Genomic DNA, 22932 nt, shown 5'->3' with positions numbered 1-22932 from the left:
CTCGCGACGCGCATGTCGCCCGCCGCGTCGTGCGGCGTCGCGAACATCAGGGGAGAGAACCCACATGCTCATCCAGGCGGCCCTCGCGGCCCTGCGGCAGGTCTTCTCGCCGCCGCTGCGCGCCATCCTGTGGAAGTCGCTCGCGCTCACGCTGGGGCTGCTTCTCCTCGTCTGGTTCGGGCTGACGCGGCTGATCCAGTGGTTCCAGGCGAGCCATCACATCTCGGCGGATTACCCGTTCCTCGACACGCTGGCCTATTTCCTGGCGGGCGCGGGCCTGTTCGTGGCGCTCGCCTACATCATGCCGGCCGTCTCGATCCTGGTGGCGGGCTTCTTCCTCGACGACGCGGCTGAGATCGTGGAGCGCACCGACTTTCCGGCCGAGCCGGCCGGGCAGGCCCTGCCGCTCGGCAAGGCGATCCTCTACGCGGTGCGCTTCGCGGGCCTGGCGCTGCTCGTCAACCTCGCGGCCCTGATCCTGTTCTTCGTGCCCGTGGTCGGGCTCGTCGCCTTCTTCGCGGCGAACGCCTACCTGCTCAGCCGCGAGTATTTCGAGATGGCGGCCGCCCGGTTCCGGCCGCTCTCCGAGGCCGCCGCCATGCGCCGCCACTACGGCGCCACCACGCTCGCGGCGGGCTGCCTGCTCGCCGGCCTGATGGTGGTGCCTGTGGTCAACCTGCTGACCCCCCTCTTCGGCATCGCCCTGATGGTGCACGTGCACAAGGGCCTGAGCCGGCGCAGGCCGCTGCCGGCGCCGGCCGCGCCGGGGCGGATCCGCTGAGCGGGCATCGCCGCGCGCCCTCCGGCGCGCTCCGGCCTCAGTTGCGGGTGCCCCAGCGGGTGCCCATCCGGCTCGGATTGGCCGCGTTGGGGCCGATCGAGGGGCCGCTGGCCCGGCCGGGCCGGTGCTGCGAGCCCGGATCGAGGGGGTTCTTGGCGAGCGTGTCGGGCACCTCGGCCTGGCTCGACTCGCCGCGCCCGGTGGCGAACTGGCCGGCCTTGCGGAAGCGCCAGAGATAGCCCGGCACCACCGCCTCGGCCGCCGTCGGGATGATGCCGAGCGCCTCGAAGCTGCGCCCCTCCGCCTTGGCGGCCTCCGACACCACGTTGTCCTTCTGCAGGAGGATCACCTGGTCGCGGGTGAGCTTCAGGTCGTCCGGCAGGAGGCCGAGGGTCAGGGTGTTGGCGATCTCCATCGCGCGCGCCTGGAGCCTCGCCGCGGGCAGCGGCAGGGCGATGACGACGCGCCGGCGCCTGATCGTCTCGAGCATGTAGCGGACGAGGTGCTCCAGCGTCGCGACCTCGGGGCCGCCGAGCTCGTAGACCCTGCCGGCCGGCACCCGGCCCTCGACCGCCCGGGCGATCGCCTCGGCGACGTCGCCCACGAAGACGGGCTGGAAGCGGGTTCCGGCGCCGGCGAGCGGCAGCACCGGCAGGGCGCGCGCGAGGCTCGCGAAGCGGTTGAAGAAGCTGTCGCCGGGCCCGAAGACCAGGGAGGGCCGGAATACGATGGCGTCGGGGCAGGCCGCGAAGACCTGCGCCTCGCCCTCCGCTTTCGTCCGGGCATAGGCCGAGGGCGAGTCCGGGTCGGCGCCGATGGCCGAGACGTGGATCATCGCGGCGCCGACCCGCGCGGCCTGGCGGGCGATCTCGCCCGCCCCGTCCGCCTGCAGGCGTGAGAAGGTCTGGGCGCCGGCCTCCTGCAGGATGCCCACGAGGTTGATCACCACGTCCGCGCCCTCGACCGCGCGGGCGACCGAGGCGGGGTAGCGCAGGTTCGCCTGCACGGCCACGATCTGCCCGACCTTGCCGAGCGGCTGCAGGAACAGGGCGAGGTCGGGCCGACGCACCGCCACGCGGATGCGGTAGCCCTGCTTGGCCAGCGCCCGCACCACGTGGCGCCCGAGGAAGCCGGAGCCGCCGAAGATGGTGACGAGCTGCGAGGTGGGCCGTGTCAGGGGCAGGGTGTCGAAACCGGTCATCGCCTGTTCTCGATGCTCTTGCCCAGGCGCGCGGGCGCCCGGGTCTGTCGACGGGCTGTTTAGACCAATTTGCGCCGATGGGGAGAGGAAGGCGAGGCGAAATGCGACGCTCGGGGGATCTGGGCGCGGAGCGCGGGCGCCCGATCCCGCGGCGGCGGGCCGGGCGGCCTCGATGCGTGACCCCTTCCGCCCGCGCGGGGGAAAGCCGGCTCAGGGGCTGCCCGGTCCCTTCGCCAGCCCGGCGAGGGTGAACAGGTCCACCGACAGCTTGGCGCCGACCACGAAGGCGTCGGGGATGTTGCGGGTGCGGTAGGGGAAGCGGGTCTGGTCCGGGTTGACGATGTATTGCAGGTTCGGCGTCAGGCGGATCGCCGGGGCGACCTGGATGCCATAGTTGAGTTCCATCATGACCTGCTGGGTCGGGATCGGCCGGGCGATGCCGAGCGAGGCCTGCGCGAGATAGATATTGCTCAGCGCCAGCGGGCTGAACTTCTGCGTGTTGATGACGAAGCCCACCGTATCGTAGGGCCGCCCCGCGAAGGTGCCGGTCTGCAGCGCGCCGATCTCGAGGAAGTAATCCTCGATCAGCCGGCCCGAGGTGCCTGCCATGGCGACGCCGAACAGCGTCAGGCCCTGCGGGGCGGTCGGATCGGGGCGCCAGACCATCTGGTCGAAGCGCGCGTAGACGCCGGAGCGCCCGAACCGGGTGAGGGCATTCAGGCCCGTCAGCACGGCGGCGCGGCCCGTCGCGTCGCGCACCGGATCGGAGTAGGCCGAGGTGTCATACCAGCCGCCGATGCCGTAATTGCGCGGCAGCGGGTCGTTGGCGAAGGTGGTGGAGTAGCCGAGCTCGAACGGCACGATCGCGCCGGTGGCGCCCTTCGTCGAGAAGTCGAGGCCGTTGTCGCCGGGCTGCTGGTGGAGCGGGTTCACCTCGTAGGCGCCGACATGGAAGAACACCGAGTCGGTGAGCCAGGCCTTGGCGTGGCCGCCCCAGCTCGAGACGGGCCAGAAGGTGAAGTTCGAGGTCTTGAACACGAAGGTCGGGTTGCCGCAGGCGGAATTCGTCTGGAAGCTGCAGTAGATCGGCGAGTTCAGGAAGGCGATGTTGGCGACGAGCCGCCCCACCTCGATGTCGAGGCGGTTGTCGAGGAGCTTCTGCTGATAGCTCAGCAGGGTCAGCCGCGTGGTCTGCCCGCCCCCGAAGATCTCCTGCACGCTCGTGTTGTTGCCGATGTAGTCGTTCGAGAGGCTGCGCCCGTGGCGGTTCGTCACCGCCACGTGCACCGAGGCGCCGTCGATGCCGGCGAGGCGGTTCAGGTCCGCGTCGAGGCCGAAGAAGAGCTGGCCCGCCCAGGCCGCGCCCTGGCGGATGCCGCCGACCGGGTTCGTCGCCCCCTGCCCGGTATAGTTGAGGAGGAGGCTCAGGCCGTTGCCGAGGTCGAAGGTGCCGGGCGACAGGGTCGGCGGGGTCGCGGTCTGGCCGAGGACGTCGGCGGCCTCCGCGGCGCTGTCGCCGCCGCCGAAGCCCTGCCCGTCCTGCGGCGGCGGGCTCACCGGGCGCAGGCGGTTGGCCGGACGCGGCACCGTCGCCGGCACGGCGATGCCGGTTCCGGCCCCCTGCGCCCCTTGCGCCCGCGCCTCGACACCTCCCACCGCGCCGAGTGCCAGCGCGGCCATCATCAACCCCACCCTCATGTCCGTCCCCCTGATGTGCTTGTTGAGCATTTTTGTTGCCCCGATCTGCGCCGGGTTCGGTTTTCGCAGAATTTTGAAGTATTTTCTGTCAGTTGTCCGGTCGATCAACTTGCCTATCCAAGACTAGACCGGATGCGCGGCGCCCGTCCGTGTCCGCGGCGCCTCAGGGCACGCGTTTCTTCAGGAGCCCGACCATGAGCGCGGTCACGACCGTGCCGGCCACCAGCGCGATCACGGCGCCGGTCAGGTTCGTCACCGCGTTCGGGATCGGCAGCACGAACAGGCCGCCATGTGGCACCTTCAGCTCGACGCCGAGGCTGAGCGCGGCGGCGCCGGCGATGGCGGAGCCCGCCACCATCGAGGGGATCACCCGCAGCGGATCCGCCGCCGCGAAGGGAATCGCGCCCTCGGTGATGAAGGCGGCCCCGAGCACCGCCGCGGCGCCCCCGGCCTCGCGCTCGGGGGCCGTGAAGCGGCCGGGGAAGAGGCGGGTTGCGAGCGCGATGCCGAGCGGCGGCGTCATCCCGCCGATCATCACGGCGGCCATCGGGGCGTAGACGCCCGAGGAGATCAGCGCGGCCGCGGAGGCGTAGGCGGCCTTGTTGATCGGGCCGCCCATGTCGACCGCCATCATGCCGCCGAGGACGAGGCCGAGCACGAGCGCGCCCGCCCCCTGCATGCCCTTGAGCCAGCCCGTCAGCGCCGACAGGATCGCGGCCACCGGCACGCCGACGACGTAGACCATCAGCAGCCCGGTCACGAGGGTGGCGAGCAGCGGCAGGATCAGGACGGGCTTCAGCCCCTCGAGGTTCCGGTGCAGCCGGATGTGGCGGTTGAGGAAGCGCGCCGTGTAGCCGGCGATGAAGCCCGCCGCGATGCCGCCGAGGAAGCCGGCCTGGAGGTTGGCGGCGAGCATGCCGCCGATCATGCCGGGCGCGATGCCGGGCCGGTCCGCGATCGAGTAGGCGATGTAGCCGGCGAGCGCCGGCACGATCAGCGCGAAGGCCCCCTTCGCGCCGATCTCGCCGAGCGCGTAGCCGAGGGTGCCGGCGTTCCCCGGCGCCATCGCGTCGATGCCCCCGAAGGCGAAGGCGAGGGCGATCAGGAGGCCGCCCGCCACCACGAAGGGCAGCATGAAGGAGACGCCCGTCATCAGGTGCTTGTAGGCGCCGGCCTTCGTCTCCGCGGCCGCGGGCCGGGCGGGGCCGTCCACCCCCGCCTTCGCGTCGGGCTCGCCCGCCGCCTGCGGGCGCGCCTCCGCGAGCGCGGTCGCGATCAGGCCCTTGCCGTCGCGGATCGCCGCCTTGGTGCTCGTCGCGTAGACCCGCTTGCCGGCAAAGCGCGCCCGGTCGACGCCGGTATCGGCCGCGATCAGCACGATGTCGGCCGCCGCGATCTCGTCCGCCGTCAGCGCGTCGCGGGCGCCGACCGATCCCTGCGTCTCGACCCGGACCGCGTGGCCGAGCACCTTGGCCGCGCTCTGGATGCCTTCGGCCGCCATGAAGGTGTGGGCGATGCCCGTCGGGCAGGAGGTGACGGCGACGATCCGCTTCGCTGTCGCCCCGGAGCCGGCGTCGGCCAAGCCCGCGCCGGCGCCGAGCACCCGGTCGATCACGGCGTTGACGTCGGTGAGCACGTCCTCGATCGCCACCTTCGCCCGCCGCAGGGTCCCGAACCGGCCCTCGCCGAGGTCGCCCGAGCCGACGAGGAGCACCGCCTCGGCGCCCCGGATCGCGGATTCGGGCAGCGGGTTGCCGCCGGTGCCCGGGCCGCGCAGCTCCAGCGCGATCGGCTGGTTGCGGCGCCCCGCGGCCCGGCGCAGGGCCTCGACGGCGAGAACGGCGTGGGTCGAGAGGTCGCCGCCTCCCACCACCGCCAACAGCTGTGCCATGGTTTCCTCCAGGATCTCTCGGATTCTCGTTCAGGCGCCACGATGCGCCGGGCGGCGGGTCACTGCTCCCGGCGGCGGCGCAGGCGCGCCGCGGCCCTCGTCACGGCCCGGCCTCCTCGACCCGGATCGTGCGGGCGATCGCCTCGACCGCGTCGCGCCCGGGCAGGTTGGCACCGGGCCCCGTCAGCTTGCCGGCCGCGAAGGCGAGCGCCAGGCGGGCGGTGTCGGCGAGCGGGCGGCCCTCGTGAAGGCCGGCGACGAGGCCGGCCACCAGCGCGTCGCCCGCCCCCACGGTGCTCGCCACCTGCGTGGCGGGCGGATGGGCGTGCAGTACCTCCGCCTCCGTCGCGAACAGCGCGCCCTCGGGCCCGAGCGAGACCGCCACGAGGGGGATGCCGCTCGCCCGGAGCGCGCGCGCCGCCGCGATCACGTCGGCGAGGCCGCTCAGCGGGCGGTCCGCCCATTCCTCCAGCTCGTGCCGGTTCGGCTTGATCGCGTAGGGCAGCGCCTCGCGCCCGGCGGCGAGCGAGGCGGCGAGCGCCGGGCCGGAGGCGTCGAGAATCACGCGGGCGCCGCGCGCCTTCAGCTCCCGCGTCAGGCGCGCGTAGGTGTCAGCCGGCAGGCTGCCGGGCAGGCTGCCGGCCAGCACCGCGATCCCGTCCGGCGCCGTCATGTCGACGAGCACGGCCCGCACCGTCTCGAGGATGCCGGGCGTCACGTCGAGGCCCGGCAGGTTGATGTCCGTGGTGTCGGAGGCGCCGAGGTCGAGGAGCTTCAGGTTGGTGCGGGTCTCGCCCGGGATCCAGACGAAGCGGTCGTCGATGCCCTTGGCGGCCAGGCATTGCTCGAATGGCGCGGCGTTGTCTTGGCCCAGGATGCCGGTGGCGGCCACCGGGATGCCCCAGTCGGCGAGGCAGCGGGCGACGTTGACGCCCTTGCCGCCCGCGTCCGAGCGCACGCTCCGGGCGCGGTGCACGGCGCCGGGGATCAGCCGGTCGAGGGTGACGGTCCGGTCGATCGCCGGGTTGAGCGTGAGGGTGACGACGGCGCTCACGCGGCATCCCCGATCCCGGCCGTGTCGAGGGCGCGGACCGCGGCCGCGTCCTCCTGCGCGCAGGCGCGGGCGGCGAGCGCCCGGAGCTCGCCCATCTCGGCGGCGCGCAGCCGCGCCTTCACGCCGGGCAGGTCGCGCGGCGTCATCGAGAGCTCGTGCACGCCGAGGCCCGCCAGCAGGCAGGCGCCGAAGGGATCGCCCGCGATGCCGCCGCAGACCCCGACGAAGCGTCGGTGCCGGGCCGCGCCCTCGCAGGTCATGTGGATGAGCCGCAGCACGGCGGGGTGCAGGGAATCGGCCTCGGGGGCGAGCTCGGTGTTCTGGCGGTCGATCGCCAGCGCGTACTGCGTCAGGTCGTTGGTGCCGATCGAGAAGAAGTCGCAGTACTGGGCCAGAGCGTCGGACTGGATCGCGGCGGCCGGCACCTCGATCATGATGCCGAGCGGCACCTCCGGCGCGCCGGCCTCGGCGCGGATGCGCTCGCAGGTCTCGCGCAGGCGCAGCACCTCCGGCACCGAGGTGATCATCGGCATCATGATGGAGAGCGGCGCGTCCTTTCCGCCGGGGGCGCCCGGCGCCACGCATTCCCGGGCCGCCCGGTAGAGGGCCCGCAGCTGCGGCTCCATCAGGTCGGGCCGGCGCAGCAGCAGGCGGGCGCCGCGCACGCCGAGGAACGGGTTCTCCTCCCGGGGCAGCTGCAAGTGGGCCACCTGTTTGTCGCCGCCGATATCGAGCGTGCGCACGATCAGCGGGCGCCCGTCGAGAGCCTTCAGCATGTCGCGGTAGGTCTCGAACTGCTCGTCCTCGCTCGGGCTCTCGCCGCGCTCGAGGAACAGGAACTCGGTGCGCATCAGGCCGACGCCCTCGGCGCCCTGGTCCAGCGCGAACGGGACCTGCTCGGGATTGTTGACGTTCGCCCCGATGGCGATGGCGTGGCCGTCGCGGGTGCGGGCTGGCCGCGCCCGCTCGCGGGCCTCCTCCGCGGCCGTCTCGCGCTGGCGCTCGCGCCAGGCGGCGGCCGAGGCGATGTCGGCCTCGCTCGGGTCGAGGTAGAGGCGGCCCGCGCTGCCGTCGAGGATCGCGCGGGTGCCGTTCCGCAGTGCCAGGAGCCCGGCCCCGCCCGCCACCACGGCCGGGATGCCGAGCGTGCGCGCCAGGATCGCCGTGTGGGAGGTCGGCCCGCCCTGGGCGGTGGCGAGCCCGATCACGCGGGCCGGGTCGAGGCCGGCCGTGTCGGAGGGCGCGAGGTCGGGCGCGATCAGGATGCAGGGCTCGTCCGGCAGGTCGTGCCCGCTCGTCAGCGCGGGGTCGATCTGCGCCAGCACCCGCCGCCCGACGTCGCGCAGGTCCGCGGCGCGGCCCGCGAGGACCGGGTTGCCGAGCGCGGCGAGCTGGCCGGCGAGCCGGTCCACGGCCCGGCTCCACGCGAAGGCGACGCCGTGGCCCTCGACCATGAGCTGGCAGGCCAGCGTGATGAGATCGGTATCGGCGATGAGCTCGCCTTGCGCCCTGAAGATCCCGGCATCCGCCTTGCCGAGCCGGCGCTCGGTGTCGTCGGCGAGCGCCCTGAGCTGGTCGCCCGTCGCCGCGAGCGCCGCGTGCAGGCGGTCGCCGCCGCTCGTCAGCGGCTCCGGCTCGTCCGGCACCGTGATCTCGGCGGAGGCGAGCACGTGGACCGGCCCGATGGCGATGCCGGGGCTCGCGCCGATGCCGGGCAGGATCCGGGGGCCGTCCGCCGGGTTCCAGCCCGCGACCGGGCTCGCTTCCCTGGCGGCGGCCTCGGCCGCGCGCTGGGCGGCGGCCTTCTCGCCGGCGCTGAGGCCGGTGACGGCGGCGCAGATCCTGGCGAGCGCGCCGGCCTCGTCGTCGCCCTCCGTCGAGATCACCACGGCGTCGCCGCAGCGCAGTCCGAGCTGCAGCAGCGCGATCAGGTTCTTGGCATCCGCCACCCGGGATCCGTGCCGCACCTGGATGCGGGCCGGGCAGGCGCGGGCGGTCTCGACCCAGTGCGAGGCCGGGCGGGCGTGCAGGCCGGTCGGATAATCCACCGTCCAGTCGAAGCGCTGGCGCAGGTCCGTCGCGGGGCCGGCGGAGCCCGGCGCCGCCGGATCCTCGGTGAACGCCTCGGCGATATCCGCCTGGCGCGTCGTGGTGCGCAGGCGCTCGAGGCGCGCCTCGTCCTGGATCAGGCGGGTGAGCCGGCGCAGCACCGTGATGTGGGTGTCGGACTGGGCCGCGATCGCGACCACGAAATGGGCGGTCTGGCCGTCGTGCCACGCGATGCCGTCCGGCACCTGCAGCACCGCCAGGCCGCTCTCGCGCACGAGGTGGCGATCGTCGACCATGCCGTGCGGGATGACGACACCGTGACCGAGGTAGGTGTTGGCCACCTCCTCCCGCCGCCTCATGCTGTCCGCGTAGGCCGGATCGATGCAGCCGGCCGCGATCAGGAGCTGGGCCGCCTGCGCGATGGCGTCCTCCTTGTCGCGCGGCGCCACCGCCGTGCGGACGAGAAGACGGGGCGTCAGGTTCGGCGTCGGCGCGAGCATGGCGTGCTCCTCCCGCATGATTCGTGTATTCGTTGTTGCGGCTACTGAAAACGTTTTCAGTATCACTGTCAATCACTCGACTGCTTCACGCATCCGTGAAGGCTTGCCGCGGAGGAGGCGCCGTGGCACAACCGGTCGTATGTGGCTGCAAACGTTTCCCGTACCATGAGTGTCGGTATCCGCGACGTGGCCCGCGCGGCGGGCGTCTCGACCGCGACGGTGTCGCGCGCGCTCGGCAAGGGCCCGGTGAGCGAGGCGCTGCGCGAGCAGGTGCAGGCGGCGGTGCGCGCCACCGGTTACCGGCCGAACCTCTCGGCGCGCCGCCTGCGCTCGCAGGCGACCCAGACGATCGGCCTGATCGTGGCCGATATCCGCAACCCGTTCTTCACGGCGGTGAGCCGGTCCGTCGAGGACGCCGCCTTTCAGGCCGGGATGCGGGTCATCCTGTGCAACACCGACGAGGATCCCGAACGGGAGGCGATGTACCTGCGCCTGATGCAGGAGGAGCGCGTCACCGGCGTGATCTTCGCGCCGACCCGGGCCACGGCGCAGGGGCTGAAGGCCGGCGACCTCGACTTTCCGGCGGTCTTCATCGACCGGGCCGGCCCGCCGGGCAGCTACGATGCCGTCGTGCTCGACAACGCGGCGGCGGCCGCCGCCCTCGTCGACCATCTGGCCGAGCAGGGCTTCCGGCGGATCGGGGGACTGTTCGGCTCGACGAGTTCCACCGCGCAGGAGCGCCGCGCCGGCTACGAGGCGGCGATGGCCCGCCACGGGCTGGCGCCGGCCGCCCGCGCCTGCCTGCCGAACGCGGCGGCCGCCGAGGCCGAGGCGGCGCGCTGGCTCTCTGGCGAGGCGCGGCCCGAGGCGCTGATCCTGTCGAACGGCCTCATGCTGATGGGCGCGGTGCGGGCGGCCCGCGGGCTGTCCCTGCCGGTGCCCGGCGGGCTGGCGCTGGCGGGCTTCGACAACGAGCCCTGGACCGAGCTCGTCGAGCCGGGGCTCACCGTGATCGAGCAGCCCGTGGCGGAGATCGGCGCCGAGGCGATGAGCCTGCTGTTCGAGCGGATCCGGACGCCGGACCAGCCCGTGCGCAAGGTGGTGCTGAGCGGACGCCCGGTGCTGCGGAGCTCGAGCCGGCGGGGGTGATCACGGAACCCGCGGCCCGCGCCTGCCGAGCCGCAGCAGCACCGCCACGGGGATCAGCCCCACCAGCACGATGAGGAGGGCCGCCACCGCGCCGTCCTCGTAGGTGCCGCGCACCGCCTCGCCGTAGAGGTGGGTCGCCAGCGTCTCGACGTTGAGCGGGCGCAGCAGCAGGGTGGCGGGCAGCTCCTTCACGCAGTCGACGAAGACGAGCAGCGCGCCGCTCACGATCGCCGGCCAGGTCAGGGGCAGCTGCACGCGGGCGAGCGTCGCGACGGGGCCGCGCCCGAGCATCCGGGCCGCGTCCGGCAGGGTGCCGGGCACCCGCGCGAGGCCCGCCTCGCAGGTGCCGACCGCCACCGCGAGGAAGCGCACGAGATAGGCGGTGACGAGGGCACCGCCGGTGCCGAGGCCGATCAGCGCCGGGGCCGCGCCGAACACCGCGCTCGTGGCGGCGGCGAGCGCCGAATCGGCGAGCGCGAGCGGCCCGAGCAGCCCGATCGCCAGGATGGTGCCCGGCAGCGCGTAGCCGAGGCTCGCGAGCTGGATGAAGCCGGGCCCCAGCCGGCGCGAGAGAAGGCGGGGGCTCGCCGCCACGAGGAAGCCGATCGCCCCCGCGATCAGCGTCGCGCTGCCCGCGTACAGGACCGTGCTGAGGATCTCGGCCGGCAGCCGCTCCGGCAGCCCGGCCCGGGCGATCCGGCCCGCGGCCGAGTGGGCGAGATAGGCGGCCGGGATCAGGAATCCGAGCGCGATCGGTGCGAGGCCGAGGGCGAGCGCCGCCAGCCCCCGCATTCCCGTCAGAGGCATGCGCGCGAGGCCGCGCGGGCGCTGCGCCGAGCCCGCGAAGCCGCGCCCGCGCCGGGCCCAGCGCTCCGCCGCCACGAGGCCGATCACCACGACGAGCATGACGAGGGCGATCTGCGCCGCGCCCGCGAGGTCCGAGCGGTTGACCCAGGTGGCGTAGACCTGGACCGTCAGGGTCCGCACCCCGAGGAATTCCGCCGCCCCGATGTCGTTGAGCGCCTCCATCAGGGCGAGGCTCGCCCCGAGCGCCACCGCCGGCCGGGCGAGCGGCAGGGCGACCCGCAGGAAGGTCGCGGCGGGCCCCCGCCCCAGGGTGCGGGCGGCCTCGAGGAGGTTGCCGGCCTGCATGAGGAAGAGCGCCCGCGTCGGCAGGTAGACGTAGGGGTAGAGCACGAAGCCGAGCAGCAGGATGCAGCCCGGCAGCGAGCGCAGGTCCGGCAGGGAGAGTTCCCGCGGGTTCGTCAGCCCGAGGCCGGCGCGCAGGAGCGACTGCACGGGCCCGAGCGGGTGCAGCAGGTCGAGATAGGCGAAGGCCACGATGTAGGTCGGCACCGCGAGCGGCAGCAGCAGCCCGATCTCGAGGAGGCGCCGGCCCGGAAAGTCGAAGGCCGCCACGAGCCAGGCCGTGCCGGTGCCGACGAGGACCACGACGAGCCCGACCCCCGCGAGCAGCCCCGCCGTCTGCGCCACGGCCTGCGGCAGCACGTAGGCGAGGAGGTGCGGCCAGAGCTCGCCCGAGCCCTGCAGCGCCGCGAGCGCCAGCGACACGAGCGGGCTGAGGACGAGGCCGATCAGCGCCAGGGCGGCGATCGCCCAGATGGGCGTCCCCGGCACGGGCGGCGCGCGCAGGCTGCGTGCCAGCGGGAGGCTCATGGCCGGGCCGTTCCTCCTCGAACTTGCGCGACCCTCGCCGCCCGACGCGGCGCTCCCGCCCCTTGCGGGGAGCGGGCGCGCCGCGCCGGGCGGCCGATCACGGCCTCAATTGTCGAAGCCGACCTTGTCGACGAGGAGGCTCGCGGCCTTGCGGTTGCGGGCGATCTCGGCGACCGGGACGGCGTCGATGGTGAGCGGCCCGAGCGCCGTCAGCAGCGGGTCGACGGGCGCGCCGGCCTTCACGGGGTACTCGTAATCCGTCCGGGCGTAGATCCCCTGCGCCTCGTCCGAGACGAGGTATTCGAGGAGCTTGACCGCCTCGTCCCGGTTCGGTGCGTTCCTGGCGACGACCGCGCCCGAGACGTTCACGTGGGTGCCGCCGCCCGCGAAGGTGGGCAGCACCACCTGGATGGCCTCGCCCCATTTCTGCTGCTCGGGGCCGCCGCGGCCGGAGCGCATCAGGCCGACATAGTAGGAATTGCCGAGCCCGAGCTCGCAGGTCTCGGCCAGGATGTCGCGCGCCACGTCGCGGTCGCCGCCGGCGGGCTTCTTGGCGAGGTTCGCCTTGAGCCCGCGCAGCCAGCCTTCCGTCTTCTCGGGGCCGTGCTTGACGAGGTAATGGGCGATGAGCGCCGTGTTGTAGGGGTGCTGGCCCGAGCGCAGGCAGAGCTTGCCCTTCCATTTCGGGTCGGCGAGGTCCTCGTAGGTCAGGGCGTTCAGGCCGGCGAAGTCCTTGGCATCCGCGTAGGCGACGCGGGCGCGGGTCGAGAGCGCGAACCAGCGGCCGTCCGTGTCGCGCAGCTGGGCGGGAACCGCGGCTTCGAGGGCGGCCGACCGGACCGGCTGGGCGAGCCCGCGGTCGACGATGTCGATGAGGTTGCCGATATCGACGGTCATCAGCACGTCGGCGCTGGCGCGGGCGCCCTCGGCGGCCACGCGCTCGGCGAGCCCCTTCTCGACGAAGACCGTGTTGACCGTGGTGCCGGTCCTGGCCGTGAAGGCGTCGAGGAGCGGGCGGATCAGCCCGGGCTCGCGCGTCGTGTAGAGGTTGACCTCCGCGGCCCGCGCGCCTGCAGCCCCGGCGAGCAGCCCGGCGATGATCCCGATAGTCCCGATCCCTGCCCGCATCCGGCGTCTCCCCGCTCTGATCACAAGACGAGGTTCAAGGCGGATCAGCATCGGAAAAGCAAGTGCGAAGTCTTTGATTTAAAACAGTTAAAAACTAAACCGCCGGAAATCCGGGAAAATGGCCGGGATCGGACCAGGCTCGGGATTTAATCCGTGCCGGCCGAAAAAATAAAGGCGTCCGGAACCGTGCGGACGAGGCCGACGGCATCGCCCGGGCGCAGCGAATCATCGGGCGACACCGCGAGGCTCAGGGGCTCCGCGAGGCCCTCGGCGGCGATCTCGAGCCGCGCGTGGCTGCCGAGATAGGCCCGGCCGGCGACGCGCCCGGTCAGGCCGTCCCCGGCCGCGACGAGGCGGATCGCCTCCGGGCGCAGGCAGGCCAGCACGGGCGCGCCCTCGGCGAAGCCCGGCGCGGGAAGGCGGCCGAAGGGCGTCTCGACGACGCCGCCGCGGCAGCGGCCGGGGATCTCGACGAGGTCCCCGAAGAAGCGCGCGGCGAAGCGCGTGGCCGGGCGCCGGTAGAGGTCGGCGCCGCTGCCCGCCTGGACGACGCGGCCCGCCCGCATCAGGGCGATGCGGTCGCAGAAGGCGAGCGCCTCCTCGGGATCGTGGGTGACGAGGAGCGTGGTGATGCCGGCCGCCCGCACCACGGCGAGCGTATCGGCCCGCACGCGGTCGCGGGTGCGCCGGTCGAGGTTCGAGAAGGGCTCGTCGAGGAGGAGGATGCGGGGGCCCGGCGCCAGGGCGCGCGCGAGCGCCACGCGCTGGCCCTCGCCCCCCGAGAGCGTCGCGGGGTAGCTCGCGGCCCGGTTCGCGAGCCCGACCTGCCCGAGCCGCGCCGCCGCGACCGCCGCGGCCTCGTGCCGAGGCAGGCGGTTGAGGCCGAAGCGCACGTTCTCGGCCACCGTCAGGTGCGGGAACAGCGCGTAGTCCTGGAACATCAGCCCGACGCCGCGGGCCTCCGGGGGCAGGCCCGGATCGACCGCGCGCCCGTCGAATCGGATCTCGCCGTCCTGCGCCCGCTCCAGCCCGGCGACGATCCGCAGGAGCGTGCTCTTGCCGCAGCCGGAATCGCCGAGCAGCCCCAGGATCTCGCCGGGGCCGGCCTTGAGCGAGACTCCGTCGAGGGCGCGCACCGATCCGAACCGGCAGCCGATCCCGGCGAGTTCGAGGCGGGCGGGCGCCTCGGCGGGCGGGATCGCCGGATCGGCGGGGATGGGTGCGAGGGGCGCGGGCATGGGTGGCCGCTCCATAGCGCATGGGCGGCCCGAGGCAACGCGCGCCGCGACCGCGTCGCGCGCCCCGCCTCGATTGCGCCGACCGAGAAACGCCCTAAGCTCGCGTCCCAGCGTAACCGTGCTGCCCCGGCACGCGTAAGATTACGATGACCCGCCTCCTCTTCCTTCTCTCCCTCCTCGCCGCCAGCCTCGCCGCTCCCGCCGCGGCGCAGGGACCGAAGACGCCCGCCGACCTCGTGCGCGCGAGCCTCGTGGCCGAGCCCGCGGCGATCCGCGCGGGCGAGCCCTTCACGGTCGGCATCCGGATGGCGATGAAGCCGAACTGGCATGTCTACTGGCGTAATCCCGGCGATTCCGGGCTGCCGCCGGAGGTGGTCTGGACGCTGCCGGCCGGCTTCTCGGCCGGGCCGATCCAGTGGCCGGCACCCGAGCGCATCCCCGTCGCGACCCTGATGAACTACGGCTATGCGGGCGAGACGACGCTGCTCGTCACGCTGACGCCGCCGCCGAGCCTCGACCCGGCCGAGCCGCTGCATCTCAAGGCCCGGCTCGGCTACCTCGTCTGCGAGGAGATCTGCGTGCCGGGCTCGGCCGAGCTCGCCCTGACGCTGCCGGCGGGGAGCGGGCCGGCCGCCCCCGACCCCGCCAACGCCGCCCTGTTCGCCCGCGCCCGCGAGGCGCTGCCGAAGCCGGCGCCGGGCCCGGCACGCCTGTCCCGGGAGGGCGAGCGCCTCGTCCTCAGCCTCGACGCGCCGGACCTCGCCCGCCGGGGCGTCCGCTCGGCCGCCTTCTTCCCCTATTCCGAGACGGCGATCGACAACGCCGCCCCGCAGGATCTGGCGATCGGCGGGGGCACCGTGCGGCTGACGCTCACCCGCGCAAACCCGGGCGAGCCGGCGCCGAGCGACCTGCCGGGCGTGCTCACGGTCGAGACCGATTCCCCCGACGGCCCCGCGCGGCAGGCCTTCGGCCTCGGCGCGGCGCCGCCCCCGCCGGCCGCGGCCGCGCAAGTTTCCGACGAGGCGGCCCCAGCGCCCGTCGCGGCACCGGACGAGACGCTGACCCTGTGGAGCGCGGCCGGCCTCGCGTTCCTCGGCGGGCTCCTCCTCAACCTGATGCCCTGCGTCTTCCCGGTCCTGTCGATCAAGGTCATGAGCCTCGTGCGGCACTCGGGCGAGTCGGCCGCCCGGGTGCGGCTGCACGGGCTCGCCTACACGGGCGGCGTGCTGGCGAGCTTCGTCGGGCTCGCCGGGCTCCTCGTCGCGCTGAAGAGCGGGGGCGCCGGGATCGGCTGGGGCTTCCAGCTGCAATCGCCGATCGTGGTGGCAAGCCTCGCCTACCTGCTCCTCGCGATGGGCCTCAGCCTGTCGGGCGTCGTGCATCTGGGCTCCAACCTCGCCGGGATCGGCGACGGCCTGACCCGGCGGGCGGGGCTCGAGGGCTCGTTCTTCACGGGCGTGCTCGCGACGATCGTCGCCACGCCCTGCACGGCCCCCTTCATGGGCGCGGCGGTGGGCTTCGCGCTGACGCAGCCGGCGGCCGTGAGCCTCCTCGTCTTCGCCAGCCTCGGCCTCGGGCTCGCCCTGCCCTTCCTGCTGCTGACGGCATTCCCGGGCGCCCTGCGGCGCCTGCCGCGGCCGGGCGCCTGGATGGAGACGCTCAAGGGCCTCCTCGCCTTCCCGGTCTACGCCACCGTGGCGTGGCTCGTCTGGGTCCTGTCGCAGCAGGTCGGCCCGGCCGGCCTGTTCTCCGGGCTGATCGGCCTAGTCCTCGTCGGCTTCGCGGCCTGGGCCTGGGAGCGCGGCCGGCTCGCCCCGCCGCTGGCCGGCCGCCTCGCACGGGGCCTCGCGGGTGCCGCCCTCGTCGCGGTCGGCGGCCTCACCGTTACCCTCGACGCGGATCGCGCCGGGACCGCCGCCGCGCGGGCGGAGGGCACGGAGGCCTTCACGCAGGCGCGCCTCGACGCGCTCCGGGCCGAGGGCCGCCCGGTCCTCGTCAACCTGACGGCGGCGTGGTGCATCACCTGCCAGGTCAACGAGCGCACGGCCCTGTCGACGGAGGCCGTGCGCGCCGCGCTCAAGCTGCGCGGCGTCACCTATCTCAAGGGCGACTGGACGAACCAGAACCCCGAGATCACGCGGATCCTCGAGCGCCACGGCCGCAGCGGCGTGCCGCTCTACCTCCTCTACGCGGGCGCCGCCGAGCCCGCGATCCTGCCGCAGATCCTGACACAGGGGACGGTGCTCGCCGCCCTGGAGCCGATCCCGCCGGTCACGGAACCGCGCAGCGCCGCGCTGAGATAGGCGCGGGATTCCCCCTCTCCCTTCTGGGCTGACACATTTGACATCGTAACGGGCGACGGCCCGGAGGACGCGACGCGCCCCCCTCTCCCGTTCGGGAGAGGGTCGGGGTGAGGGGTGCGACTTGTCCGGACAAACCTGATCCCTCACCCGGTCCGCGTGCCGCGGACTCGACCTCTCCCGCACGGGAGAGGTGAGAGGCGTGCACCGCCAAGCCCGCTCGCGGGCAGGAGCGTCCTCGCCCGATCGTGGCTTGACGATCCCGAGCCGCCCGTCCAGCACCGCGGCCATGCTCGCGCGCGCCACCTCCGGCTGGATCGTCTTCCGCAACGGAGATTTCCGCCTGTTCGGGGCGGCCCGCTTCCTCACCGGCCTCGCCTACCAGATGCAGGCGGTGGCCCTCGGCTGGTTCGTGTACGACCTGACGCGCTCGGCCCTGGCGCTCGGCCTCGTCGGCCTCGCGAGCTTCCTGCCCGCGATGCTGAGCGCCCTCGTCACCGGCCACGTCGCCGACACCTACGACCGCCGCCTCGTGGCGGCCGCGGCCTTCGGGGTGCAGGCCGCCGCGAGCCTCGCGCTGCTCGGGGTCGCGGAATTCGGCACCGGCGCGGTCTGGCCCGTCTACGCCCTCGTGATCCTCGTCGGCACGGCCCGGGCCTTCGCCAACCCGGCGCTCCAGGCCCTCCTGCCGACGCTGGTGCCCCGCGACCTGTTCGGCCCGGCCATCGCCTGGAACTCGTCGCTCTGGCAGAGCGCCTCGGTGCTGGGGCCGGCGCTCGGCGGCTTCCTCTACGCGCTGGGTCCGGCCGTGGTGTTCGGGGGCGCGGCCGTGAGCTTCGCGCTCGCGGGCGGGCTCATCGCGGCCGTGCGCTTCCGGCCGGCGCGCCTCCCCGAGCGGCCGCCCGTCACCTGGGCGACCCTGTCGGCGGGTCTGTCCTACATCTGGGCGCAGCCCGTGGTTCTCGGCGCGATCAGCCTCGATCTCGTGGCGGTGCTGCTCGGCGGCGCCACCGCCCTCCTGCCGATCTTCGCGGCCGAGGTGCTGCATGTCGGCCCGCTCGGCCTCGGGGCGCTGCGCAGCATGCCGGCGGCGGGCGCCGTCGTGATGGCGATCCTGCTCGCCACCTGGCCGCTCCAGCGCAAGGCCGGCGCGCGCATGCTGCAGGCGGTGGCGGTGTTCGGCCTGGCGATCACGGTGTTCGGCCTGTCGCGCTCGCTGCCGCTCTCGATGGCCTGCCTGTTCGTCACGGGCGCGGCCGACATGATCAGCGTCTACGTGCGCCAGAGCTTCGTCCAGGGCGAGACCCCGGACGCCATGCGGGGCCGCGTCTCGGCCGTGAACACCGTCTTCATCGGTGCCTCGAACGAGCTCGGCGAGTTCGAGTCGGGCACGCTCGCGGCGCTGATCGGGGCGGTGCCGGCCGTGGTGGCGGGGGGCCTCGCCACGATGCTGGTGGCTCTCCTGTGGGGGCGCCTGTTCCCTGCGCTCAGGGCGCGCGACCGGCTGCTGACGGAGCGCTGACCAGCGCGGGGCCGTCCGGGGTTCTCCCCGCGCCCCGCCAGGGAGCGGGGAGGCCTGCTCATTTCCCCGCGAGCAGCGGCGACCAGGTCGGGTCGGAGGCGTAGCTCGGCGTCGGCACCGGCTGCTCCACGCGGCCGGTGATGTCGACCATGTAGAGCTTGCCGCCGCCCTGCCCGCCGGGATCGCGGAAGAACAGCACGTACTGGCCGTTCGGCGCGAAGGTCGGGCCCTCGTTGTGGAAGCCCTCGGTGAGCACGCGCTCGCCCGAGCCGTCCGGCTTCATCACGCAGATGGCGAAACCGCCTTTCCGCTGGCGCGTGAAGGCGATGAGGTCGCCCCGCGGCGACCAGGCCGGCTGCGAGGCCGAGCCCTCGCCGAAGGAGATCCGGTGCGGGTTCGAGCCGTCCGCGCCCATCACGTAGATCTGCTGCGAGCCGCCGCGGTCGGATTCGAACACGATCTGACTGCCGTCCGGCGCGTAGGTCGGCGAGGTGTCGATGGCCATGCCCTGGGTGATCGGGCGCTGCGCCTTCGAGGCGAGGTCCATCGTCACGATGTCGGCGTTGCCGCCCTGCTGCACGCTGAGCACGAGGCGGCGCCCGTCCGGCGAGAAGCGCGGGCTCGCGCTCATCGAGTCGAAATTGCCGACCGCCTGGCGCGCGCCCGTCTCGAGGTTGATCACCTGGATGCGCGGCTGGTGGCCCGTCTGCTGCGCCATGAAGGCGATGTCCTGGGTGGCGGGCGAGTAGCGCGGCGCCACGATCGCGTTCTCGCCCGTGGTCAGGGCCCGCACGTTGGCGCCGTCCTGATCCATCACCATCAGGCGCTTGCGGCGGTTCTCCTTCGGGCCGGACTCGTCCACGAAGGCGATGCGGCTGTCGAAGAAGGGGCCGATCCCCGTGATCTTGGTGTAGACCGCGTCCGAGACGAGATGGCCGGTGCGGCGGGCATTGGCCGGATCGGTGGCGTATTGCTGGCCGGTCATCTGCTGGCCCGAGGTCACGTCCCAGAGCCGGAACTCGACCTTGAGGCGCCCGGAGCCGTCGCGCGAGACGCGGCCGGTGACGAGGCCCTGCACGCCGGTGGTGCGCCACTTCTCGAAGTTCGGGGCCGCATCGAATTGCGGCGCTTCGGGGAAGCGCCCCTTCTCCAGCGGCGCGAAGTAGCCCGAGCGGCGCAGGTTGTTCGTCACCACGCTCGAGACGAGGCTGCCGAGGCTCGGGTCGCCGGAGAAGTCCGTCACGGCGATCGGCATCGGCTGGAAGGCGCCGCCGCCGATGCGCAGCTGCAGCTGCGCGAAGGCCGGCGTCAGGCCGCCGAACAGGGCGAGCGCGAGGGCGGCGAGCAGCGTGGCGACGGTGCGGCGCCGCGGGGACGGGCGATGGGGCATGATTCTGATGTTCCGGGAACGTCTGCGCTGGCAGGGAGGGATCGCCCGGCGGGTCAGGCCGCCGAGAACTCGAACTCCGCGTTGATGGCTTTCCAGTCGTTGTAGAACGGCGCGTACTGGGCCGGGATCTTGTAGGGCGCGCAGCGCCGCACGGCGCGCAGCGCCGCCTGCGCGATCGACTGGTCGACCGCGCTGGCGCCGCCGCGCATGATCCGGGGCTCGGCGGCGAGCGAGCCGTTCGGGTTCAGGCGGATGTCGAGCATCGGCAGGACGACGCCCTGGGCCGCGCCGGGCGGGGCCGAGTAGCAGCGCTCGATCTGCTGCTGCAGCATGCCGACGAGGGCGTCGCGCAGCGACGGCGACAGGCGCTGGGCCGTGCCGGTGGCGGCCCCGAGCGCCGCCGTGCGCTGGACGTCGTGGCCGGTGGCGCCCGTCGATTGCGAGGGCGCCTTCGAGGCGAGCATCTGGCGGATGTCGCCCGCGCTGAACTTCTCGGCGAGCTCGGCCTGGCGCTTGGCCTTGGCCTCGGCATCGGCCTTGGCCTTGGCGTCGGCGAGCGCCTTGGCCTTGGCCTTGGCGGCCGCCTCCGCCTTGGCGGCGGCTTCCGCCTTCTCGCGCTCGGCCTTCGCCTCCGCGATCTCCTTCTGGCGCTCGGCCTCGGCGGCCTTGGCCTTCGCCTCGGCCTCAGCCTTGGCTTTTGCCTCCGCTCTGGCCTTCGCCTCCGCCTTGGCCTTGGCGGCCGCCTCCGCCTTGGCCTTCGCCTCGGCAGCCTCGGCCTCGGCCTCCTGGCGCTCGATCAGCTTGTCGAGCTGCTCGCGCTTGGCGGCCTCGGCCTTCTCGGCGGCGGCCTTCTCGGCAGCGGCCTTGGCCGCCTCGGCTTTCTTCTCTTCGGCTTTCTTGGACTCTTCGGCCTTCTTGGCCTCGGCCTTGGCGGCCGCCTTCTCGGCCTTCTCCTGCGCCGCCTTCTCGGCCGCCTTCTCGGCGGCCTTGGCAGCCTTCGCCTCCTCGGCCGGATCGGGCTCGTTCGCCCTGAGCGGCATCTCGTCGGCGTTGGCGAGCTTCATGTCGGCGGTGCGGGTGGGCGCGGCCGGCGCGTCGACCTTGGCGTTCTCCGGCTCGCGCTCCTCGACCTTCTCGGCCTTGCGGTCGGCGCGCGTGGCGGCGTTCGGCATCGGCTTGTCGGCGTTGCGCTCGCCGCGGGTGATCTCCGAGAACTGGTTCTCGGTGATCACCTCGACGGGCACGCCCTCCTGCGCCTCCGGCAGGGCCTCGGCCGAGATGCCTACGAGCGCCACGATCAGCAGCGCGGCGTGCACGCCGGCCGAGATCCAGACCCCCGGTTCCCTGCGGTCGAAGGAGAGCGCCACGGCGAAGCGTCCGCTATCTCTGCTCGGGCTCGGTGACGAGGGCCACCTTCTTGAAGCCCCCGCCCGTCACGATCGCCATCACCTGCGCCACGCGCCCGTAATCGACCCGCTTGTCGCCGCGCACGAAGACGCGCTCGTCGAAGCCCGACTTCGAGACCTCCGTGAGCCTCGGCACGATGGCGTCGTCGCTGAGCTCGTCCTCGCCGAGGAAGATCTGGCCGCTCTGGCGGATCGAGAGCGTCACCGGCTTCACGTCGGAGTTGAGCGGGCTCGCCTTCGATTGCGGCAGGTCGAGGGGAACGCCGACCGTCATCATGGGAGCCGCCACCATGAAGACGATGAGCAGCACGAGCACGACGTCGATGAACGGCGTCATGTTGATCTCGTTGATGGCGGCGCTGCGCCGGCCGCGCCGCCGCCGCTTGGTGCCGCCCTGCGCCGCTGCGTGGGCCATGCCCATGATGCTGGTCCTCGCGTCCGGTTGGGGGTCAGGCGGCGAGCGAGAGCCGCTCGTCGATCTGGCGGGAGAGGATCGCCGAGAACTCGTCGGCGAAGCCCTCGAGGCGCGACTGCGACTTCGCGACGCTCGCCTGCAGCTTGTTGTAGGCGAGCACGGCGGGGATCGCCGCGAACAGGCCGATGGCGGTGGCGAACAGGGCCTCGGCGATGCCCGGCGCCACCACCGCGAGCGAGGTGTTCTTCGAGGCGGCGATCGACGTGAAGGCGGTCATGATGCCCCAGACCGTGCCGAACAGGCCGATATAGGGGCCGGCCGAGCCGATCGAGGCGAGGAACAGGAGGCGCGAATCGAGGCGCTCGACCTCGCGCTGGATGGTGACGTCGAGCACCTTGTCGATGCGCTGGCTGAGCGACTGGATCTGACGGCCCGAGCCCTCGAAGGAGCGCTTCCACTCGCGCATGGCGGCGACGAAGAGCGCGGCGAGGCCCGTGGCCGGGCGGTCGTTGAAGGAGCGGTAGAGCTCCTCCAGCGAGCGGCCGGACCAGAACGCGTCCTCGAACGCGTCCATCTCGGCCTTGGTGCGGCGGAACAGCAGCGTCTTGTCGACGATGATCGACCAGCACCAGATCGAGGCGCCGAGCAGCCCCAGCATCACGATCTTGACCACGAAATGGGCCTGCAGGAACAGGCCGAGCAGCGTCATGTCGGCGACGGGCGCCTGCGCCGCCTGCATGGCATCGGCTGGGTTCATGGCTAGGTCCTCAAGTCCCGGGCGGACCGCGCCGCGGCGGGCCTGCCCTCGCGCTCCAGTCCGATCGTCGAGCGATATCAGCGGAGATCGCCGTCGAATCTGTCGAAAGTATGGGCCGAGCTTAACCCTCCCGGCCGACGTCTTGACCGGATGAGTTAAGGGGGCGGCAGGGTTAAGGATTGGTTGCGGTCCGCGCCACGGGCCGGCCGCGACAGGGCCCGGCGCAGGGATTCGGGCAGCCGGATCGCCCGGCCGTCGCGCACGCAGGCCACCACCACCTCGGCGCGCACCAGCGTCTCGTCCCCGCGCCGCACCGCCTGCGTCAGGTGCATGGAGGCCCCGCGCAATTCGCGCGTGCCCGTCAGCACGGTCAGCGCGTCGTCCATCCGGGCGGGCTTGAGGTAGTCGATCTCCATGCGCCGCACCACGAAGACGAGGCCGTCCGCGTCCCGGTGCAGGTCGGACTGGTCGCCCGCGAGCCCGCGCAGCAATTCCGTGCGTCCGCGCTCCATGAAGCGCAGGTAGCTCGCGTGGTAGACGAAGCCCGAGAAGTCGGTGTCCTCGTAGTAGACGCGCACCGGCAGCGCGTGGGATCCGGTCCAGTCGAACTCCGTCACGCGGCGCTCACGCATCGTCCCCGTCGCCCGCGAACAGCCCGGCCTGGCTGCCGGCTTCGCGTTTTGGCGTTGTGAGGCCGAGATGTCGGAAGGCGTGGGGCGTGAGGATGCGTCCGCGCGGGGTGCGCTGCACGAAGCCCTTCTGGATCAGGTAGGGCT

18 protein-coding genes are annotated in these 22932 nt (G+C 73.3%); 4 read left to right on the top strand and 14 right to left on the bottom strand.

Annotated features, from left to right (window positions below; all coding sequences use genetic code 11):
- Positions 1–64 precede the first annotated feature (64 nt).
- A complete protein-coding gene (locus tag WDW90_RS05910) occupies positions 65–781 on the top strand; it encodes a sulfate transporter family protein (protein WP_336486394.1) in 717 nt (238 codons plus the stop codon).
- Positions 782–818: 37 nt separating this feature from the next.
- On the opposite strand, the gene WDW90_RS05905 is transcribed toward WDW90_RS05910, so the two are convergent.
- The 5 genes from WDW90_RS05905 to ptsP form a co-directional block, all read right to left on the bottom strand.
- Complete coding sequence (locus WDW90_RS05905) at positions 819–1982, bottom strand: complex I NDUFA9 subunit family protein (protein WP_336486393.1); 1164 nt, start codon at positions 1980–1982, stop codon at positions 819–821.
- Positions 1983–2192: 210 nt separating this feature from the next.
- Positions 2193–3680 (bottom strand): carbohydrate porin, encoded by a 1488-nt coding sequence (locus WDW90_RS05900; RefSeq protein WP_336486392.1) that lies wholly within the window; start codon positions 3678–3680, stop codon positions 2193–2195.
- Positions 3681–3843: 163 nt separating this feature from the next.
- On the bottom strand, positions 3844–5571 hold the full coding sequence (locus tag WDW90_RS05895) for a fructose-specific PTS transporter subunit EIIC (protein WP_336486391.1): 1728 nt from the start codon (positions 5569–5571) through the stop codon (positions 3844–3846).
- A 100-nt stretch (positions 5572–5671) separates the two neighbouring features.
- Positions 5672–6625 (bottom strand): 1-phosphofructokinase, encoded by a 954-nt coding sequence (gene pfkB, locus WDW90_RS05890; protein ID WP_336486390.1) that lies wholly within the window; start codon positions 6623–6625, stop codon positions 5672–5674.
- A complete protein-coding gene (gene ptsP / locus WDW90_RS05885) occupies positions 6622–9174 on the bottom strand; it encodes a phosphoenolpyruvate--protein phosphotransferase (RefSeq protein ID WP_336486389.1) in 2553 nt (850 codons plus the stop codon). The genes pfkB and ptsP overlap by 4 nt, the downstream gene beginning before the upstream one ends.
- A 165-nt stretch (positions 9175–9339) precedes the next feature.
- Here ptsP and WDW90_RS05880 point away from each other — a divergent pair, with 165 nt between their 5' ends.
- Positions 9340–10323 (top strand): LacI family DNA-binding transcriptional regulator, encoded by a 984-nt coding sequence (locus WDW90_RS05880; protein ID WP_336486388.1) that lies wholly within the window; start codon positions 9340–9342, stop codon positions 10321–10323.
- Here the strand turns inward: WDW90_RS05880 and WDW90_RS05875 are convergent, their stop codons facing one another.
- The 3 genes from WDW90_RS05875 to WDW90_RS05865 form a co-directional block, all read right to left on the bottom strand.
- Positions 10324–12000, bottom strand: coding sequence for an ABC transporter permease (locus tag WDW90_RS05875; RefSeq protein ID WP_336486387.1), 1677 nt, complete (start codon positions 11998–12000; stop codon positions 10324–10326).
- A 105-nt stretch (positions 12001–12105) separates the two neighbouring features.
- Positions 12106–13128: an extracellular solute-binding protein gene (locus WDW90_RS05870; protein ID WP_336486386.1), complete on the bottom strand. Its 1023-nt coding sequence runs from the start codon at positions 13126–13128 to the stop codon at positions 12106–12108.
- Between the two features lie 146 nt (positions 13129–13274).
- Entirely contained in the window at positions 13275–14366 is a 1092-nt protein-coding gene (locus WDW90_RS05865) for an ABC transporter ATP-binding protein (RefSeq protein ID WP_336486385.1), read from the bottom strand.
- Positions 14367–14512: 146 nt separating this feature from the next.
- Here WDW90_RS05865 and WDW90_RS05860 point away from each other — a divergent pair, with 146 nt between their 5' ends.
- On the top strand, positions 14513–16669 hold the full coding sequence (locus WDW90_RS05860; RefSeq protein WP_336486383.1) for a protein-disulfide reductase DsbD family protein: 2157 nt from the start codon (positions 14513–14515) through the stop codon (positions 16667–16669).
- Positions 16670–16955: 286 nt separating this feature from the next.
- A complete protein-coding gene (locus WDW90_RS05855) occupies positions 16956–18188 on the top strand; it encodes an MFS transporter (RefSeq protein WP_336486496.1) in 1233 nt (410 codons plus the stop codon).
- A gap of 58 nt (positions 18189–18246) precedes the next feature.
- On the opposite strand, the gene tolB is transcribed toward WDW90_RS05855, so the two are convergent.
- The 6 genes from tolB to WDW90_RS05825 form a co-directional block, all read right to left on the bottom strand.
- A complete protein-coding gene (gene tolB, locus WDW90_RS05850) occupies positions 18247–19578 on the bottom strand; it encodes a Tol-Pal system beta propeller repeat protein TolB (RefSeq protein WP_336486382.1) in 1332 nt (443 codons plus the stop codon).
- 53 nt (positions 19579–19631) lie between these two features.
- Positions 19632–20945, bottom strand: coding sequence for a cell envelope integrity protein TolA (gene tolA, locus WDW90_RS05845; protein ID WP_336486381.1), 1314 nt, complete (start codon positions 20943–20945; stop codon positions 19632–19634).
- Between the two features lie 13 nt (positions 20946–20958).
- The gene (locus WDW90_RS05840) at positions 20959–21405 is read right to left on the bottom strand and encodes an ExbD/TolR family protein (RefSeq protein ID WP_336486379.1); all 447 of its coding nucleotides are present in this window, start codon (positions 21403–21405) and stop codon (positions 20959–20961) included.
- 28 nt (positions 21406–21433) lie between these two features.
- Positions 21434–22156, bottom strand: a complete 723-nt coding sequence (tolQ, locus tag WDW90_RS05835) for a protein TolQ (protein WP_336486378.1) — start codon at positions 22154–22156, stop codon at positions 21434–21436.
- Positions 22157–22311: 155 nt separating this feature from the next.
- Positions 22312–22788, bottom strand: coding sequence for a tol-pal system-associated acyl-CoA thioesterase (gene ybgC, locus WDW90_RS05830; protein WP_336486377.1), 477 nt, complete (start codon positions 22786–22788; stop codon positions 22312–22314).
- Positions 22781–22932: Holliday junction DNA helicase RuvB C-terminal domain-containing protein (locus WDW90_RS05825; protein WP_336486495.1), on the bottom strand; the 152-nt coding region annotated here is incomplete at its 5' end. The genes ybgC and WDW90_RS05825, both read right to left, overlap by 8 nt.

Source organism: Methylobacterium nigriterrae (genome assembly GCF_037106235.1).
In the GTDB taxonomy this organism is placed as follows: Bacteria; Pseudomonadota; Alphaproteobacteria; order Rhizobiales; family Beijerinckiaceae; genus Methylobacterium; species Methylobacterium nigriterrae.
This window is presented reverse-complemented; position numbering and strand designations above follow the sequence as displayed.